The 18175-nt window shown below is 35.5% G+C and carries 21 protein-coding genes; 6 read left to right on the top strand and 15 right to left on the bottom strand.

What is annotated here, in order from left to right:
- Positions 1-119 precede the first annotated feature (119 nt).
- The 4 genes from sigF to dacF form a co-directional block, all read right to left on the bottom strand.
- Positions 120-878: an RNA polymerase sporulation sigma factor SigF gene (gene sigF / locus BAQ46_RS08040; protein WP_000350729.1), complete on the bottom strand. Its 759-nt coding sequence runs from the start codon at positions 876-878 to the stop codon at positions 120-122.
- A 12-nt stretch (positions 879-890) separates the two neighbouring features.
- The gene (spoIIAB, locus tag BAQ46_RS08045; RefSeq protein ID WP_001243400.1) at positions 891-1331 is read right to left on the bottom strand and encodes an anti-sigma F factor; all 441 of its coding nucleotides are present in this window, start codon (positions 1329-1331) and stop codon (positions 891-893) included.
- Entirely contained in the window at positions 1332-1682 is a 351-nt protein-coding gene (spoIIAA, locus tag BAQ46_RS08050; RefSeq protein WP_000059133.1) for an anti-sigma F factor antagonist, read from the bottom strand.
- 170 nt (positions 1683-1852) lie between these two features.
- Positions 1853-3043 carry a serine-type D-Ala-D-Ala carboxypeptidase DacF gene (gene dacF, locus BAQ46_RS08055; protein ID WP_000831986.1) on the bottom strand — a complete coding sequence of 397 codons (1191 nt, stop codon included), beginning with the start codon at positions 3041-3043 and terminating at the stop codon, positions 1853-1855.
- A 166-nt stretch (positions 3044-3209) separates the two neighbouring features.
- On the opposite strand from dacF, the gene BAQ46_RS08065 reads away from it, so the two are divergent.
- The 4 genes from BAQ46_RS08065 to BAQ46_RS08080 are packed head-to-tail and all read left to right on the top strand — an operon-like array spanning position 3210 to position 6607.
- On the top strand, positions 3210-3629 hold the full coding sequence (locus BAQ46_RS08065; RefSeq protein WP_000548033.1) for a GntR family transcriptional regulator: 420 nt from the start codon (positions 3210-3212) through the stop codon (positions 3627-3629).
- The gene (locus BAQ46_RS08070; protein WP_000922153.1) at positions 3595-4476 is read left to right on the top strand and encodes an ABC transporter ATP-binding protein; all 882 of its coding nucleotides are present in this window, start codon (positions 3595-3597) and stop codon (positions 4474-4476) included. Before BAQ46_RS08065 ends, BAQ46_RS08070 begins: the two co-directional genes overlap by 35 nt.
- Entirely contained in the window at positions 4466-5530 is a 1065-nt protein-coding gene (locus tag BAQ46_RS08075; RefSeq protein WP_061132236.1) for an ABC transporter permease subunit, read from the top strand. The genes BAQ46_RS08070 and BAQ46_RS08075 overlap by 11 nt, the downstream gene beginning before the upstream one ends.
- A 12-nt stretch (positions 5531-5542) precedes the next feature.
- Positions 5543-6607: an ABC transporter permease gene (locus tag BAQ46_RS08080; protein ID WP_071741826.1), complete on the top strand. Its 1065-nt coding sequence runs from the start codon at positions 5543-5545 to the stop codon at positions 6605-6607.
- A gap of 24 nt (positions 6608-6631) precedes the next feature.
- Here the strand turns inward: BAQ46_RS08080 and BAQ46_RS08085 are convergent, their stop codons facing one another.
- Both BAQ46_RS08085 and BAQ46_RS08095 read right to left on the bottom strand, forming a co-directional pair.
- Positions 6632-7177 carry a hypothetical protein gene (locus BAQ46_RS08085; protein ID WP_000820919.1) on the bottom strand — a complete coding sequence of 182 codons (546 nt, stop codon included), beginning with the start codon at positions 7175-7177 and terminating at the stop codon, positions 6632-6634.
- Between the two features lie 102 nt (positions 7178-7279).
- The gene (locus BAQ46_RS08095; RefSeq protein WP_001003315.1) at positions 7280-7699 is read right to left on the bottom strand and encodes a MarR family winged helix-turn-helix transcriptional regulator; all 420 of its coding nucleotides are present in this window, start codon (positions 7697-7699) and stop codon (positions 7280-7282) included.
- Positions 7700-7857: 158 nt separating this feature from the next.
- Between BAQ46_RS08095 and BAQ46_RS08100 the strand changes: the two genes are divergently transcribed.
- Together BAQ46_RS08100 and BAQ46_RS08105 are read left to right on the top strand one after the other, a co-directional pair.
- A complete protein-coding gene (locus BAQ46_RS08100; protein WP_001161455.1) occupies positions 7858-8529 on the top strand; it encodes an SIMPL domain-containing protein in 672 nt (223 codons plus the stop codon).
- 134 nt (positions 8530-8663) lie between these two features.
- Positions 8664-9953, top strand: coding sequence for an NCS2 family permease (locus tag BAQ46_RS08105; protein ID WP_071741827.1), 1290 nt, complete (start codon positions 8664-8666; stop codon positions 9951-9953).
- A 35-nt stretch (positions 9954-9988) separates the two neighbouring features.
- Here the strand turns inward: BAQ46_RS08105 and corA are convergent, their stop codons facing one another.
- From corA to spoIIM, 9 genes are all read right to left on the bottom strand, one after another.
- Complete coding sequence (gene corA / locus BAQ46_RS08110; RefSeq protein ID WP_033674161.1) at positions 9989-10951, bottom strand: magnesium/cobalt transporter CorA; 963 nt, start codon at positions 10949-10951, stop codon at positions 9989-9991.
- Positions 10952-11013: 62 nt separating this feature from the next.
- Positions 11014-12318 (bottom strand): pyrimidine-nucleoside phosphorylase, encoded by a 1305-nt coding sequence (locus BAQ46_RS08115; RefSeq protein WP_061132235.1) that lies wholly within the window; start codon positions 12316-12318, stop codon positions 11014-11016.
- A 7-nt stretch (positions 12319-12325) separates the two neighbouring features.
- Positions 12326-13147: a purine-nucleoside phosphorylase gene (locus BAQ46_RS08120; RefSeq protein WP_001078446.1), complete on the bottom strand. Its 822-nt coding sequence runs from the start codon at positions 13145-13147 to the stop codon at positions 12326-12328.
- A 12-nt stretch (positions 13148-13159) separates the two neighbouring features.
- Positions 13160-14344 (bottom strand): phosphopentomutase, encoded by a 1185-nt coding sequence (gene deoB, locus BAQ46_RS08125; RefSeq protein WP_001046082.1) that lies wholly within the window; start codon positions 14342-14344, stop codon positions 13160-13162.
- Between the two features lie 424 nt (positions 14345-14768).
- The gene (locus tag BAQ46_RS08130) at positions 14769-15512 is read right to left on the bottom strand and encodes a FixH family protein (RefSeq protein WP_001993299.1); all 744 of its coding nucleotides are present in this window, start codon (positions 15510-15512) and stop codon (positions 14769-14771) included.
- Positions 15513-15655: 143 nt separating this feature from the next.
- A complete protein-coding gene (xerD, locus tag BAQ46_RS08135) occupies positions 15656-16546 on the bottom strand; it encodes a site-specific tyrosine recombinase XerD (RefSeq protein ID WP_000390084.1) in 891 nt (296 codons plus the stop codon).
- Positions 16547-16552: 6 nt separating this feature from the next.
- Positions 16553-16783, bottom strand: coding sequence for a YqzK family protein (locus BAQ46_RS08140; RefSeq protein ID WP_001250432.1), 231 nt, complete (start codon positions 16781-16783; stop codon positions 16553-16555).
- Positions 16784-16886: 103 nt separating this feature from the next.
- On the bottom strand, positions 16887-17342 hold the full coding sequence (gene fur / locus BAQ46_RS08145) for a ferric iron uptake transcriptional regulator (protein ID WP_000392655.1): 456 nt from the start codon (positions 17340-17342) through the stop codon (positions 16887-16889).
- Between the two features lie 106 nt (positions 17343-17448).
- Complete coding sequence (gene spoIIM, locus BAQ46_RS08150) at positions 17449-18066, bottom strand: stage II sporulation protein M (RefSeq protein ID WP_223290733.1); 618 nt, start codon at positions 18064-18066, stop codon at positions 17449-17451.
- Positions 18067-18175: the final 109 nt, after the last annotated feature.

The raw sequence follows: 18175 nt of genomic DNA on the forward strand, positions 1-18175 counted from the left end.
GACAAGTTCATAATTGGATTATATTTTAAATTTACTAAATTATCAATAAATTCTGTTAATTTTTAAGAAAGTTTACAATCTCCTCCTATTAAAGTCATAAAAAAAGATCGAATAGATAACTATTCATCTATTCGATCTTTCATCTGTTTTAATATTTTCTTTTCAAGTCTTGAAACTTGCACTTGCGAAATACCTATTCGCTCTGCTACTTCTGATTGAGTTTGGTCTTTATAATAGCGTAAATATACAATTAAACGCTCTCTCTCATCTAATTCTCTAATTGCTTCTTTTAAAGCAATTTTATCAAACCATTTCGTTTCAGATTGATCTGCAATTTGATCTAAAATAGTAATTGGATCTCCGTCGTTTTCATACACCGTTTCATGTATGGATGAAGGGGCACGACTTGCTTCTTGCGCCAGAACCACTTCCTCTGGCGTTAGTTCTAACGCTTCAGCTACTTCATTAATCGTTGGAGCCCTTCCGAATTCTTTCGAAAGCTCATCTCTCATCTTTCGAATTTTGTTTCCTGTTTCTTTTAAAGACCTACTTACTTTCACTGATCCATCATCACGTAAAAATCGTTGTATTTCGCCAATAATCATGGGAACTGCATATGTTGAAAATTTCACGTCGAAAGATAAATCAAATTTATCTACCGATTTTAAGAGTCCAATACATCCAATTTGAAACAAATCGTCTGGTTCGTATCCGCGATTAAGAAAACGTTGCACAACCGACCATACGAGACGCATATTACTTTGAACAATTGTATCTCTTGCTTGTTGATCTCCATCTTGACTTTTTTGAATTAACGCTTTTAGCTCGTGGTCCTTTAACTGAGGTTTCTTCTTCTCATTTTTGACCTCTATGTCCATAGGCTATTCTCCTTAATTGCATAGAGCGTTACTATTTGATAAGTATTTTGTCAAATGGATTGTTGTCCCGAAAGATTCGTTTGAAATAACTTCTACTTCATCCATAAAATTTTCCATGATAGTAAATCCCATTCCGGAACGCTCTAATTCAGGTTTAGTTGTAAAAAGGGGTTGTCTCGCTTCATCTAAATTAAAGATGCCAATCCCTTCATCTCGAATCGTGAGTTTCACCATTGCTTCTTCCAAAATTACAGAAATATAAACAACACCTTCTGCATTTCCTTCGTACCCATGAATAATTGCATTCGTAACCGCTTCTGACACAACTGTTTTAATCTCTGTAAGTTCTTCCATCGTAGGATCTAGTTGTGCAATGAAAGCAGCTACTGTAACGCGAGCGAACGATTCATTTTGACTTAACGCTGAAAATTGAAGGTTCATTTCATTTCTCATTTATGCCACCCCCAACGTCGCGAGCGCATGCGCTTCACTTTCTTCTAAGCGAACAATTTTAAATAAGCCCGACATTTCAAATAAACGTTTAACAGGCGGTGAAATTGCACAAACAACCATTTCTCCACCTAATCCCTTTACATGCTTATATCGGCCTAATATAACACCTAAACCAGAACTATCCATAAACGATAAGTTCTCTAGGCTCAAAACAATATGATGAACACCATGTGTCTCAATCATATCTGTTACTTTCGTTCGCAACTCTTCAGCAGTATGATGATCTAATTCACCCGCTAGCCTCACACATAGGACGTCACGTTTTACTTCTAATTGCATGGAAAGACTCACACGATTTCCTCCTTATGCTCAAACTTTACTCATTTACATACATAAAGATTTTCGTGATACAACATAAGAATCCTTCCTACTGACAAAAGAAGAACTATTTCGCCATAAAGTGAAACCATTCAGCAATTATTTACTTACATACGAATAGAAAAGCGGCAAAATATTTGCCGCTATTTTGATGTTGAAAACATCCCAAAACTTCTTTTAAATAACTCCCACCAGCTCGCTGCAGCAACATCTTCTTTTGCTACAATTGTTTGTTTTAATAAAACATCTTGATCTTTTTTTATAACAAGTGTACCAAGCGCATCGCCCTTTTTAATCGGCGCTTTCACTTTCTTTTCAGCAATTACTTCTTGCTTTACCTTGTCCATATTTTCGCCCTTCTTCATAAGAAGAGATACATTATCTGACGCAACTAAATCTACTTTTTCTTTTTTCCCTTTTCCTACTTGGACAGTCTTAATTTTTTCGCCTCGTGTATACAATTTCTTTGTCATATATTGACCAAATGCGTAGTCAAGAAGCTTCGTTACTTGATTGTTCCGTTCTTTCGATGTAGGTGCTCCCATAACAACTGAAATAACACGCATCCCATTCTTTTCAGCCGATGCTGTTAAACAATATTTTGCTTCTGTCGTAAAGCCCGTTTTTACACCATCTACTCCAGGATAAAAACGCACTAACTTATTCGTATTAACGAGCCAAAACTTCTTATCCGTATCTTCACGTAAATAGTCTTCGTATTTTCCTGTGTATTTGCGAATAAGTGGGTACTTCATCAATTCTTTCGCCATTATAGCCATATCATTTGCTGTGGAATAATGATCTTTAGCCGGAAGACCTGTCGGATTTTGAAAATGAGTATTTTTCAGTCCTAAATCTTTCGCTTTTTTGTTCATCATATTTACAAAACCTTCTTCTGAACCAGCGATATGCTCTGCTACTGCAACAGACGCATCATTTCCAGATGCAATTGCAATACCCTTTAGCATTTCATTTACGGTCATCTCTTCTCCAGGCTCTAAAAAGATTTGTGATCCACCCATTGAAGCTGCATGCTCACTTGCTCTCACTTTATCGGTCAGTTTTAGTTTTCCTTTTTCAACTTGTTCCATAATTAATAGCATTGTCATAATCTTCGTCATACTAGCAGGCGGTAATTTCTCATTTGGATTTTTATCAAACAAAACTTTACCTGTATCTTGTTCAATTACGATTGCTGACGACGCTTGTTCTGCTAACTTCGGCGTTGTTTCTTCTGTTTTATCCTGCTTCGTCTTCTCAGATTGTGCGAAACTAACTGAAGTACCAGAAAGCAATAACATGAAACAAACAAGTATTCCAAAAACTCGCTTCATGACTAACCCTCCATTCTATATCAAACCTATTTTTTCCAATTCACTGTTTTTTAATACCATATTTTTCTAACATTTTCAGTTGACAAACAAATTCATCACCTTTATTGTATTAAGTGTATTACTCGAAATAGTACACTTAATACAAGTTAGAAAGGAGACATTGCTCTTGCATATTCAACTTGATCCAAGAAGCAACACTCCGATATGGGAACAAATTGTTCAAAATATAAAAGAACTCGTATTAAAGAACATGTTAGCTCCAAGTGACAAACTACCTTCTGTACGAGAACTCGCTTCTTTACTCGTTATAAATCCAAATACAGTGAGTAAAGCGTATCAAGAGTTAGAGCGACAAGGGATTATTGAAACATTACGAGGAAAAGGAACATTTGTATCCCAATCGATTACTCCAACATTAGACGAAAGGAAAATCGCTATGGTTGAAAAGCAATTTCATCAATTACTATTAGAAGCCTCTTATCTTGGTGTTACGAAAGATAAAATTCATGATTGGATAGATTCATACTATAAAGAGATTGGAGGAAATGCGGATGCTGAAAGTGACAAGCTTGAAGAAAACAATTGATAATCAAACGATTTTAGATGATGTTTCTTTCACATTGCAAAGAGGGAGTATCATCGGATTACTCGGAAGAAACGGTGCGGGGAAAACAACTTTATTACGAACGATGGTCGGCATTTTAGACCCTGATGAAGGGACTGTTACATATGAAGATACAAACGTTCATCAGTGTCCTGAAATAAAGCAAAAAATCGTATATGTTCCGGATTCTACTAACATATTGAACGGATATACGGTAAAAGAAATTGTAAAGTTTTACAAAGAGGTTTATACCGCATTTGATGAAGCATATTTCTATGAACTGTTAGAACGTTTTAACTTACCAAACAAAAGAATTCGTAGTTACTCAAAAGGAATGAAAGCACTGCTCGCCATCATTTTAGCTGTTTCTACAAAAGCAGAATATATCATTTTAGATGAACCGACAAATGGACTTGATCCTATCGTGAAAAGGCAAATTTTACAGTTTCTCGTTGGAGAAGTTGCAGAAAAAGAGATTACCATTTTCATCTCCACTCACCATTTAGATGAAGTGGAACAAATTGCAGATACAATCATTATATTAAAAGGCCATACTATTTCGTCTATTACATCACTAGACGATGCCAAATCACGATTTGCTAAAATCCAAGTAGCTTATGAACGTTCACTACCTCAAAAACTAGAAAACTTAAGCAATATTAAAATATTAAATCAAACAGGAAAAGTATATACAATCTTAATCGAGGGAAATGTAGCTACAACACTGGAAAAGTTTTATAAAGAACAACCACTGCTCATTGAAGAATTAACAATGTCGCTTGAAGATGTCTTCGTTACGACACTGGAGGAGGATGGGTATGTTTCATAAGGCGTTATGGATGTGGAATTGGAAGCGCGGGAAATATGCTGTGTTACTATTCTTCTTTAGTTCGTTTTACTTGTTACCTTTTGGCTACTATAAAAGTGCTCAGCAACAACTTGATGCGTATTATGAATTACAAGAAAAGGGGAAACAGTATTATTATTTTTATATTTTTTCTTCAGGAGAAAGTAATAGTTTTTGGTTAACTATTCTTATTATCGCTTTAGCCTGCTTATTGATAGGATGGGAACGCAGCTACCAATCTAATACACTACTTATGACATTGCCATTTAAAAGAAAAGATGTTTTCTTATCAAAATGGGCTTTCGGTTCATTTTGTATTGTGGGCTCATTACTTATCAATTGGGTTCTTATGTATGTTATTTATAGAACAACGATTCATTTTGATTATCAATCTTTTAGTCCGTTTCATCGATACTTTCTTTATGCGATAGTTTCTTATGTTGCAGTCTATACAGCTTCCTTATGTATCGGTACTTTTACTGGAAGCATCGTTTCGCAGATTATTTTTTGTGTTCCATGGTTACTAGCAGGGGTTACATTTATTACATTACTATACACTTTTACAACTAACCATTTATACGCTGCAAATATTAAAAATGAAAACTTATATCGACAACTTTATGAAATCAATCAAAAAACAAATACAGCTGCACCAATTAGTCATTTTTCTATCAATTATTACTATGATCCGGAATCCCGTAAGATCGAGAACAATCCAACTGCTTTAAGAGATCCAGCATCTCATATATATTATTCAGCAAAATCAATGTTAGTTCCGATTTTTTATACATTAGTTTACTTACTACTTGGAACATATTTATATACAAGATCACCAAATGAAAACACTCAGAAGATATTTATGTTCCAAAAGAGTTTACCGATATGGATATGGGGCTCAACCATTTACTTTGCATTACTAGGCGGCTATAAAATAAACCATTTTAATTTCCTACCTAGTTACTATGTCGGTTTGTTTCTAACCGGAATCATTACTTATGTTATATTATCACGCCTAACAAATTATAAAGTTTTTTAAAGGAGAGATCCTATGTTTCAAAAAGCACTGTGGCTAAGAACGTATCAACAAAGTAAATATGTTGTATGGTTATTTTGGCTCGTCAGCTTCTATACTTTGTCATATCAATACTATATGACTTCTATTCAAGAGCAACAATTTCTAAATGACAATAAAAAGTGGAACTATGTATATCATTACCATTTTGATTTAACACTTCTAGATTCTGTTCTGCTGTTAGGTAGTGTACTTATCGTTCTAGCTTGTACGTTAATTGGATGGGAAAGACAAAATAACGCTAGCGACTTGTTATGGTCTATGCCCTTTAAACGTTCGCACCTTTATATAACAAAGTGGTTATTTGGAATCTGTAATATCGTCGCAGTTGTCATTTTAAACTGGGGGCTATTTGCTATTATGAAAAAGTTAACTTTTCATAATAAATATCAAGTATTCTCTCCCTTTCATAGTTATTTTATATACATGTTAATTGTATTAATCGCTATTTATACAATTACCTTATGTGTAGGTACAATTACAGGGAATATTATATCGCAAGGATTTCTCACTACAACTATATTAATCTTTCCAGCTTTACTTCCATCACTTATCTCCGGAGTCATTGCTGTTCACTCAAACACTGAATTTCATGAAGACAACAGCCTTATACATGATGTGATGGAAAACATACGTATCTCTAGCCCAGCAGAAGATTTTCGTATTTACTTTAATTATGATCCACAGAGCGCTTATACTGATCAAAATGGAGTACGTCATAACGAACCAAACTTTACAAAGATTCCACCGGCAAAAACATTGATTGGACCTATTGCACATATTATTCTTTTATTACCACTCGGTATATATTTATATGCCTGTTCAATCAATGAGCGAAATGGTAACTATCTATTATATCCAAAGTTACAAAAGTTAGTAATGGCATGCGCTATTTTCTTTGGTGGGATTGTTGGAGGTTTAATACTAAGTCGAGCGCACTCATTGTCCAGCTTTTACATCGGATTTTTAGTAACTAGTTTCATTACGTATTTCTTCCTACCTAAAATATTAAAATGGAAAGTCTCTTGGAATTTTAAATAAAATAGCCTCCTCTCGATGAGGAGGTTATTTCACATTTTCTCTTCTTTTCCCATACTCTTTTTCTTGTTTCGTTCCAAACCCGTCACCATTTGCGACAATTTGATCTGTTGGAGCAACTATACTTTCAGCAATTCTCCATTCTCCACCTTGTTGAATAAACACTTGCATAAAATAATTCATTCCATTTAATTGATACGGATTTTCTTTTTTTACTTCATAACGCGCTGCAACATAATACACTTGCACATTCTCAGCCTCAAACTTAGAAATATATTGTGATAATCTCGGGATGTACTGTGATGCTTTCTGAAGTGGAAGTTGTTTTACTTTTACAAGAGAAGATTTCGTTACATTGCTTATCGTATCTTCATGCCGAATGTTATCACTGTGATGAAATAAAATAGCATTCTGCATAGAGCGAATCCATAGTTTTGAATATAAAACAGGTTGCTTATTTGAAATATGTTGTAATTCTTTTTGAACGACTTGAAGAGGTGTTGCGGCATCCGCGAATTGATGAAAGCAGAAAAAACTTCCAATCATAATGAAAAGCGTACAAATACGTTTCATTATTTTTCACTCCGATTCTTTTTAATTAAAGTATTGGAGTTTCAAAATGTTTTTATTCAAAAGAAAAAGGATAGGAAAGCTGTCGCTCCCTATCCTCATTTATTATAATACGCGGCCAAATAGCTCTAACACCATTTCTATTTCTTGGTCGCTCCAACCTTTAAATCTCTCTTTATAATATTCTTTTCGTACAGCTTCTAGTTTTTCAGTTACTTCTCTTCCGTGTTCTGTAATTTCTAAGTACACGATACGACGATCTGAATTAGAACGTTTTCTTTCTACTAATCCTTTTCGTACAAGACGATCTGTAACAGCAGTAATATGACTGGAGGTTACGTTTACTTCACTCGCAATTTGCGAAGCCATCTGTGGACTGTTTAAAAATAACGCGCGTAATACAGAAAATTCATTATATGGCATATGTTCTGCAAAACGTGTATTAATATCATTTTGTAATAAACGTATCATCTTTCGAAATGATCCGGATAACTCTAAAATCAGTGTTTCTCTTTTTTCGTTCACTAGCCTCGTCCCTTTTTTATCATATTTACACATATTATAATCTATAAATACCCTCGTTGTATATGCTTTCTTTCTTTAACATTCCCATTTATGTAACTTTTTCATACAAATTTCTTTTTTGTTCACACATATACATATAAAAAGGATGGTGATGGAAGATGCAAGGTGGAATGAATCCTTATTTACACAATGTACGCACAGCTAATACTGGTAAAGAAGCGACTATTACTGTACAAGGTGAGGGTGTTGTCAAAGCGAAACCAAATGTTGTTATACTAACACTTGGCATTCGAACTGATAGTAAAAATGTGAAACAAGCGCAAGAAGAAAATGCAGTACAATCAAAACAATTGCTGGATGCACTTAAACAGCTTGGTATCGCTGATAAAGATATAGAAACGATTTCTTATACGATCACTCCTCAATACGAGTATGTAAATGATAAAGCATTACTACAAGGATATCGGGTGGAACATTTGTATGAAATTACCGTTTTAAATGTACAAAAAGCAGGGGAAGTATATGATATAGCCGTTTCAAATGGAGCAAACGTAGCAAAAGGTTTACGGTTTCGAATATCTCACCCAAATAAATATTATGAGCAAGCTCTCATTCAAGCTCTGCAACAAGCTGTAGAAAAAGCTCGTGCTATTGCGAGTACATACAATTTAAACATTAATCCTGTTCCACTCTCATTCGTTGAAGAATCTGCTCAATTACCAAGGGAAGTCGCGTCCTATGCTACTTTACATGCACAAGCGTCTCCTCCCATTCAATCGGGAGAATTAGAAATCATTTCTACAATACGGGCGATTTTTACGTATTTATAAATAATTTCATTTATAAGTAAACGTTATCATTTTCCTTGTTGTAAAAACATGATGTTCTGATATAATAAAGGACGGTGAGCTCTTACGAAAGAGATATCACGGGTGGGAGAGGGATATGAAAAAGAAGGTTTAACATGAAAGGAATACTTGAAAGAACATTTAAATTAGGTTTACACGAAACATCACCAAAACAAGAAGTTTTAGCTGGAGTTACGTCATTTTTTACGATCGTATATATTATGATTGTAAATGCATCCATTTTATCCGATGCTGGCATTCCTCTTGAAGCTGGAATTTTAGCAACTGTTTTCAGTTCATTTGTCGGATGTCTGCTCATGGCATTTTGGGCAAATGCACCTGCTATTCTTGTCCCTGGTATGGGTGTAAATGCATTCTTCACGTACACTGCTGTCCATACGCTCGGATTAGCTTGGCAGGAAGCATTAGCAGCTGTCTTCATCTCTGGTATTATTTTTGCAATTGCTGCGTTTACACCAATCGCTCGCGTGCTTTCAGTATCGATTCCAAAGTCACTAAAGGAAGCTATCACTGTCGGCATCGGATTATTTTTAGCATTTATCGGATTGCAAAAAGGTGGTTTAGTCGTTTCGAATCCAAATACTGCTGTTGCAATGGGTAAATTAAGTAGCCCTGTCGTTCTTGCGACCGTGCTTACTCTTATCGTTGCACTCGTATTATTTATTCGTAACGTACGTGGAAACTTTTTATGGACGATTGCAATAGGAACTGGTATTGCATGGCTGTTTGGCCTTGTTGATACAAGTCAAATCGGAAATAGTTCATTCTCATTCGCTAATTACGGCGATGTGTTTGGGGCTATGTCATTTGGCAAACTTTCTTCCTTACCATTTTGGATTGCAACATTCTCCTTAAGCATGGTGCTTATTTTTGAGAACATGGGACTTCTGCACGGTTTATTAGAAGATGACCGTAAATTCCCACGTGCTTACCAAGCCAATGCAATTTCAGCAATGACATGTGGTCTATTTGGCACAAGCCCTACCGTATCAACAGTAGAGAGTGCCGCAGGTATTACTGCAGGCGGAAAGACAGGTCTGACGTCTATCGTTACAGGGTTGTTATTCTTTGCATCACTGTTTGCACTTCCGTTTGTCAAACTAATTCCTGATAGTGCCATTGCACCAATCTTAATTATTATTGGCGGCCTGATGATTACAAGCATTCAACAAATTCCTCTGAACGATTTTTCAGAAGGATTTCCAGCATTCTTAATTATCGTCATGATCCCGCTCACATATAGTATCGCTGATGGCATTGCGTTCGGATTTATTGCTTATCCTATCTTAAAAGTTGCTCTTGGAAAGCGTAAAGAAGTCGCACCGTCTATGTATATCATTACATGCTTATTCTTAGCCATGTTCGTATTACATGCTATTGGTTAAGTAAAAACACCGAGGAATTTTCCCTCGGTGTTTTTTTATTTAAACCATCCTTTTTTATAAAACCAAGCCATCATGCCGCCGCCAATTAGTGCCATAATAAGTAAACAAATAAAATAACTATATTGTCCACCAAGCTCTGGCATATGCGTAAAGTTCATTCCATATACTCCCGCAATAAATGTTAATGGCATGAAAATAGTCGAGAATACAGTTAGTGTTTTCATAATGTTATTCATATGATGCGAGTTTAATGAAAAATAGCTATCTCGAATATCTGCTGTTAACTCCCGGCTTGCTTCAATCATTTCGGTCAATTTAAGCAAATGATCATGTATATCTTTAAAATAAATTTCATGATCACTTATACCGTAAAAACGAGTCGAATTTAAAATACGATACAATAAATCACGCATCGGAATAATTGTACGTCTTAACTTCGATAAATCTGCACGTATATCAAATACTTCTTCTAGTACACTTCCTGCCGTTTCACCCGTTAAATTATCATCAATTGCATTTAAATGATCCTCAATGTAATATACAGGCGCAAAATAGTCATCTACAATTTGATCGATAATTGTATGCGCTACGTGCAGGGGACTATTTTTAATACGCTTCTTTTCTCCAAGCGTTTTCCATACTCTTTCAATTGCATTGTTATGAGAAAAGTGGAAAGAAACAATATAACGATCACTAATAAATAAATCAATCTCGTGAGGTTCTAATCCATCCTCACCAAATGCATGAAGAACTAAAAAGTTATATCCATCATAAAAATCAACTTTTGGCCTCTGTACATATTCTATGCAGTCTTCAATTGCAAGGGGATGGAACTTAAAATAATCTTGCAAAATGTATGTATACTCTTCTTTCGTTGGCTTATATAAATCTAGCCAATACCATACAATATGGTCTTTCTTTGTTTCCTCTAGCGAAACATCATATAATACTTCATCTGTTTTTGTTATTGCACAAATTCTAATCATATTTTCACCCATTATTATTATAAACAAAAAATAGTAAAAAAAGCCAAGGAGAAACACTCCCTGGCCCTTCTTTATTATTCAGTAACGATGCCGTGCACTAATGTTGGTGCATCTACATGCTCTTTAGAGATCTTCATGTTCTCATAAATTTTTGCTTTTACGTCTTCTACATTTTCACGGTTTGCGTAAATGGTAACAAGGGATTCACCTTTTTTCACGCTGTCCCCTACTTTTTTACGAAGCATTAAGCCAACTGCTAAATCAATTTCAGATTCCTTCGTCGCACGTCCTGCTCCTAAAAGCATTGCTGCTGTTCCGATTTCATCTGCAACGATTTCTGATACATAACCGTCTTCCTTCGCTTCCACTTCAATTTTAAATTGTGCTTGTGGTAATTTAGAAGGATCATCAACAACAGATGCATCGCCGCCTTGCGCTGATAAGAACGTTTTAAATGATTCTAGCGCCTTACCGTTGTTTATTACTTCAATTAATTTCTCACGTGCATCTTCTAGAGATGAAGCTTGTCCAGCAAGGTATACCATTTGACTTCCAAGCGTTAAACATAACTCTTCTAAATCTTTCGGTCCTTTACCTTGTAATGTATCAATTGCTTCTTGTACTTCAAGTGCGTTACCAATAGCCTCACCAAGTGGTTGACTCATATCAGAAATAACAGCCATCGTATTACGACCAACGTTATTACCAATGCGCACCATTGCTTCTGCTAAACGTTTTGCATCTTCATCTGTTTTCATAAATGCACCTGCTCCAGTTTTTACATCAAGAACAATTGCATCTGCACCAGCAGCAATTTTTTTACTCATAATTGAGCTTGCAATAAGCGGAATTGAGTTTACTGTTGCCGTTACATCACGAAGTGCATACAATTTTTTATCCGCAGGTGTTAAGTTTCCACTTTGACCAATAACTGCGATTTTATTTTCATTTACAAGACGCATGAATTCATCATTTTCGATTTCAACATGGAATCCTGGAACTGCTTCTAATTTATCAATTGTACCACCAGTATGTCCTAGACCACGTCCAGACATTTTTGCAACCGGTACACCTAAAGCGGCTACTAATGGACCTAATACAAGTGTTGTTGTATCACCAACGCCACCTGTCGAGTGCTTATCTACTTTTACTCCTTCAATAGCTGATAAGTCGATTGTATCACCGCTATTTACCATTGCCATCGTTAAATCTGCACGTTCTTGATCGTTCATATCTTGGAAGAAAATTGCCATTGCAAGTGAACTTACTTGATAATCAGGAATATCACCATTTGTATATCCTTCAACAATAAAGTTAATTTCTTCTGTCGTTAATGCATGTCCGTCACGTTTTTTTGCAATTAGGTCCACCATTCTCATTGTGAGGTCACCCCTTCATTTGTTTTACGATTGCTTTTACTAATGCTAAGAAGTTAGCTTTAACACGTTCTGTCGTTTCGATTACTTCATCGTGGTGAAGTGGCTGATCTAAAATACCAGCTGCCATATTTGAAATACAAGAAATACCAAGTACTTTCATACCAGCGTGACGCGCTACAATTACTTCAGGTACTGTTGACATACCAACTGCATCTCCACCAAGTGTGCGAAGCATACGAATTTCAGCAGGTGTTTCATATACAGGACCTGTCATTCCAACGTATACCCCTTCTTGTACTTTAATATTTAAGTCTGCTGCAACTTGTTTCGCCATTTCGCGAAGCTCTACTGTATATGATGTAGACATATCAGGGAAACGTACACCCATTTCAGAATCATTTGGTCCGATTAATGGATTCGTACCCATGAAGTTAATGTGATCTGAAATTAACATAAGATCGCCTGGTTCGAATGATGTATTTACACCACCAGCTGCATTTGTTACAACAACTGTTTCTACTCCTAGTTCTTTCATAACACGAACTGGGAATGTTACTTTTTGCATATCATATCCTTCATAGAAGTGGAAACGTCCTTGCATTGCTACTACTGTTACACCTTGAAGTGTACCGAATACTAGTTGACCTGCATGGCCTTCTACAGTGGAAACTGGGAATTCAGGGATTTCACTGTAAGGTACTGTTACTGCATTCTCGATTTCATCCGCTAATACACCTAGTCCAGATCCAAGGATTAGTCCTACTTGTGGTGTCTCTTGAAATTTCTCTTTTAAATATGAAGCTGATTTTGTAATAAGTTCACGATTCATTTGTTTATCCCCCTATTTCTTTAGCTCGTTTAAGAAGCTTGTTCCGTATTCTGGCATTTTCACACCGAAGTTTTCTGCTACAGTTGCACCAATATCAGCAAATGTTTGACGAAGTGGTAACTCTTTTCCGCCTTCTTTCATGCTTGGGCTATATGCTAATAACGGTACATATTCACGTGTATGATCAGTACCATGATGCACTGGGTCATTACCGTGGTCTGCTGTAATTAATAATAGATCATCTTCTTTTAGTTTTTCGAATACTTCTGGAAGACGTGCATCATATTCTTGCAGAGCTTCTCCGTATCCTTGTGGATCACGACGGTGACCGAATAATGCATCAAAGTCAACTAAGTTTAAGAAGCTAAGACCTGTAAAGTCCATATTTAATGTATCTACAAGCTTATCCATTCCATCCATGTTAGACTTCGTACGAAGTGATTCAGTTACCCCTTCACCATCATAGATGTCAGAGATTTTACCGATAGCAATCACATCATAATCACTATCTTTTAATTCATTCATTACTGTACGGCCGAATGGTTTTAATGCATAGTCATGACGGTTCGGTGTACGTGTAAAGTTTCCAGGCTCCCCAACGAATGGACGAGCAATAACACGGCCTACCATGTACTTCTCATCTAACGTTAATTCACGTGCAATTTTACAAATTTTATATAACTCATCAAGCGGCACTACTTCTTCGTGTGCTGCGATTTGTAGTACGCTATCAGCAGAAGTGTAAACAATTAAAGAGCCTGTTTCCATTTGTTCTTGACCAAGTTCATCAAGAATTTCAGTTCCAGAAGCTGGTTTATTACCGATGATTTTACGGCCTGTTTTTTCTTCTAATTCATCAAGTAATTCTTTTGGGAATCCTTCTGGGAACACTTGGAATGGTGTATCAATGTAAAGACCCATGATTTCCCAGTGGCCTGTCATTGTATCTTTACCAGTAGATTTTTCTTGCATTTTTGTATAATATCCAAGTGGTTTTTCTACTTTAGAGATGCCTTTCATTTCACGAATGTTACCAAGACCTAATTTCACCATGTTAGGCATTTGTAACCCATTCATATGTTCAGCAATGTGACCAATTGTGTCAGATCCTAAATCACCAAATTGTTCAGCATCTGGTGCTTCACCGATTCCAACAGAGTCCATTACGACTAGGAATATACGTTTATATTTATTCATAACTGCGACCTCCTATAAGTTCAGTTCTACTTCTTGTAGTATGTTCAAAACGCTATAAAGTGAAACTGTTCTCCATAAGAATTATCTTTCGTTCTCATTATCAAACAGTACTTCTTTAAATCATTCTCTAACCTATTTCGTTTACCTTGAAACGACTCAAAAACATTTCTAGTTTTTTCTAAGTCAGATGTCAGACATCTGATACTGATATCATAACATGTTTACGCTTTCTTTTTAATACATTTTCGTAGAATTTCTCATTTTCTTCACACTTCTATTGTAATCCATTATGCACAGAAGTGCTAATCATTTTATGATTTATTTCTTCATATAAAGTGAAATTTTAATCAGTAGCGGTTTTGTTCTTTCCCACTAATCATTTTCAGAATAAAAATAAAAAAAGCAGCTCTAAAGAGCTACCTTTTTATTTTACTTCTACTGTTTCTTCTTTATGTTCATGCAATTCGCCTTTTTTAACATGAACTTTCACTTTGTAAGAACCCTTTTCTTTGAAAGTATGTTTCGTTTCATACTCCCCTTTATTTCCTTCTTTTGCTGGAATGAATTCGTGTTTTTCCACACCATCTTTCCAAATTTCAAGTTGTACTTCAGCACCAGTTAAAGCTTCTTCTTTTTGTTTTAAATGAACTTTCATTGTTGATTCAGCATTTGCTTTTATGTCACCAGCCATAAGGTGAATCATTGTATCGCTTTTATGATCACCATGTCCTGCACCATGATCACTATTTTCTTTTTTCGCATCTTCTACTTTCGCATTTCCTACAGCCACTTTTACTTCTGGCATAACATGCATTTCACGCGCATTTGTGTGAGCGATAATATGGTATACGCCATCCGTCTCGAACGTTTTCTCTACAGCATAAACACCCTTTCCTTTATGCTTACCTTCTAGCATCTCGTGCTTTTCGTCGCCAGCTTTCCAAATTTCAAACTTTACATCATCAGCATCTGTTACCTTTTCTTTTCCTTGTGTAACAAGTGCTTGTACTTCTGTTTTTTCACCAGGTTTAATTTCTTTCGGATTTGTTTGAACTGCTACTTTTACAGCTTCTAGTTTCTGTTCTTTTTTCGGTTCTTCTTTGTTTGTATTACAGCCAGCCAATGCTAGCATCGCGATAAATAAAGTCATAATAAGTTTTTTCATCATCATTTCCTCCTTCATACTTTATTTAGTATAGAGGAAATACATTGTAATATTCTAGTCTTCTGCTGAAAACAATGTACGAAATGTTTGTGAAGTTTCTGTGAAGTGCTATAGCCTTTTGAATCTATGAAAAAAGAGCATAGTACCTATGCTCTCGGATGAAACTGTTTATATACATCTTTTAATCTAGTTTTTGAAACATGCGTATAAATTTGTGTCGTTGAAATATCTGCATGTCCAAGCATTTCTTGCACAGCACGTAAGTCTGCTCCATTTTCTAATAAATGCGTAGCAAAAGAATGACGCAATGTATGAGGTGTAAGCTCTTTTTCAATATTTGCTTCTTTCGCTAATCGTTTTAAAATTTTCCAAAATCCTTGTCTTGATAATCGATTGCCATGATGGTTTAAAAAGAGTGCATCTACTACTTTTTTCCCCATCAATTCTCTTCTTCCCTTTTCAATATACTTTTGAATCGCTTCCGTCGCTAAACTTCCTAGTGGAATAATTCTTTCTTTATTCCCTTTCCCTATGCATCGAACAAATCCCATCGTTAAATGTACATCTTCTAAATTTAATGCAATTAATTCTGAAACACGAAGTCCTGTTGCATATAATAACTCTAGCATCGCTTTATCACGAACCCCAAAAGCGCTCGTCATTTTTGGTGTCTGCAGTAACGCCTCTACTTCATCAACTGACAATACTTTCGGTAATTTCCGTTCTCCTTGCGGCGTTTCAATATGTACGGATGGATCGTGCTCTACCGCTCGTTCCCGAAGTAAAAATTGGTGAAACGAACGAATCGATGCAATATGACGTGCTAATGTTTTCGAAGATTTTCCGTTTTCTTTTAAGTGCTGCAGAAAGTTAACAATGTGCAAGCGTGTCACTTCGTGAAAGCTTTTCGCTTGTTCTACATTTTGCAAATACTTTACATAACTTTTTAAATCACGTTCATAAGATACTACTGTATTTTTCGCTAGTCCTTTTTCAACAACCATATAATGAATAAAATCTTTTAATTGATCTTCCAATCTACACTACTCCCCATTTTCATAGAAAAACATCATTCTATTTACGAAAGCATCCTTTGCCGGCTCTTCATTCCCTGATACTTTTTCTACAGTCTCTTCTTTTGGCTTTTCATAACGATGATAGCTTTCATATTCTTCATTTATCCATAGTATAGCGAAATAAAACAAAATCGTACAACTTGTAAATAATAAAAATACTTTTATCCCATCAAAAGTTAATTTTAAAGCTCGGCGCATTGTAAATTCCTCCAAAATATAAGTTATTACAACATATGCCAAGCTTTCACCAATTTATACCTTATTCAAATAAAAAACCTCTTCCTAGTTAAATAGGAAAAGGTTATTTTTCATCCGTTTCATTTTCTTGACAATTTTTACAAATCCCATGGAATGTTAAACGATGATCCTTCACCTTAAAGCTCCAGTCATGTTCTACTTTCCTTTCCACTTCACCAAGTAAATCTTCTTGTATTTCTTGTACAGCACCACATTGTGTACAAATCAAATGATGGTGGAAACGCTGCGCACCTTCTTGGCGTAAGTCATAGCGTGAAACACCGTCTCCGAAGTTAATCTTATCGACAACTTTTAACTCAGATAATAGTTCTAAAGTTCGATAGACGGTTGCTAATCCGATCTCTGGCGACTTTTCTTTTACAAGGAGGTAAACATCTTCTGCGCTTAAATGATCTTCTTCATTTTCTAGCAGCACACGAACTGTTGCTTCACGTTGCGGTGTTAATTTGTAGCTCGCTGCATGTAATTGCTTCTTAATTCGTTCAATTCTTTCTTCCATTCGGTACTACTCCCTCCTCGCCACTCTTACACCATTATATCAGAAGAAGGGCTTCTGTCAAAAGAAAAACAATAAAAACAAATTGATAATTATTCTCATAAAGTATTTATTGTTTATTAATAGCCTCAACGACTTCTTTCATTAAAACTGGTGATGCATAAGCCTCTACACTAGAAGCAAGAGCTAACACCGCTCCAATTACAAGAAAGAAGCATGTATAACGGATCAATAATGGTAATAGCGGCTCAGTTATTTTTCGGATAAATTGATGCCTAATCATGCGTAAGGAAAAACTTGCGGCAATTGTTGTCATAACGAGAAATACTGGGATGATAATGAGATTTTGTGGCAATACAGAAACGAATGCTAATAATAATCCATTCCATCCATGCTGACTTACTAAGAAACCTACTGTAAATCCGACAACTACTCCTTTTGCAAATAATAAAATAAAAATGAGTGGCAATCCAATAATTGAAATCCCTAAAATCCAAATAAATCCAATGTATTTTAATTGTGAAAAGTAACTTTCTCGAAACATTTCGCCTGCAATAGCAAATTCTCCTTTAGAAACTTGTCCAAAAAAACGTTGCAAATAAAATGATAAATCTTGTTTTTGATTTAATTGTAAACTATTTACAAGAATTGCTCCAAATATTACTCCCATCAATAACAAAACAGCGTTAAATATATATAATGAAGAGTTTTCCTGTATGTGAGACATTACACGGTCTTGCCAAGTTTTTCTCCACATTTTTCTTCCCTCCGTTCACACTCTTACTAAAAATGTATGAAAGAAAGAAAAAAGTATGACGAATTAACATTGAAATTCC

Origin of the sequence: Bacillus paranthracis (assembly GCF_001883995.1) — a bacterium.
Classification (GTDB): domain Bacteria; phylum Bacillota; class Bacilli; order Bacillales; family Bacillaceae_G; genus Bacillus_A; species Bacillus_A paranthracis.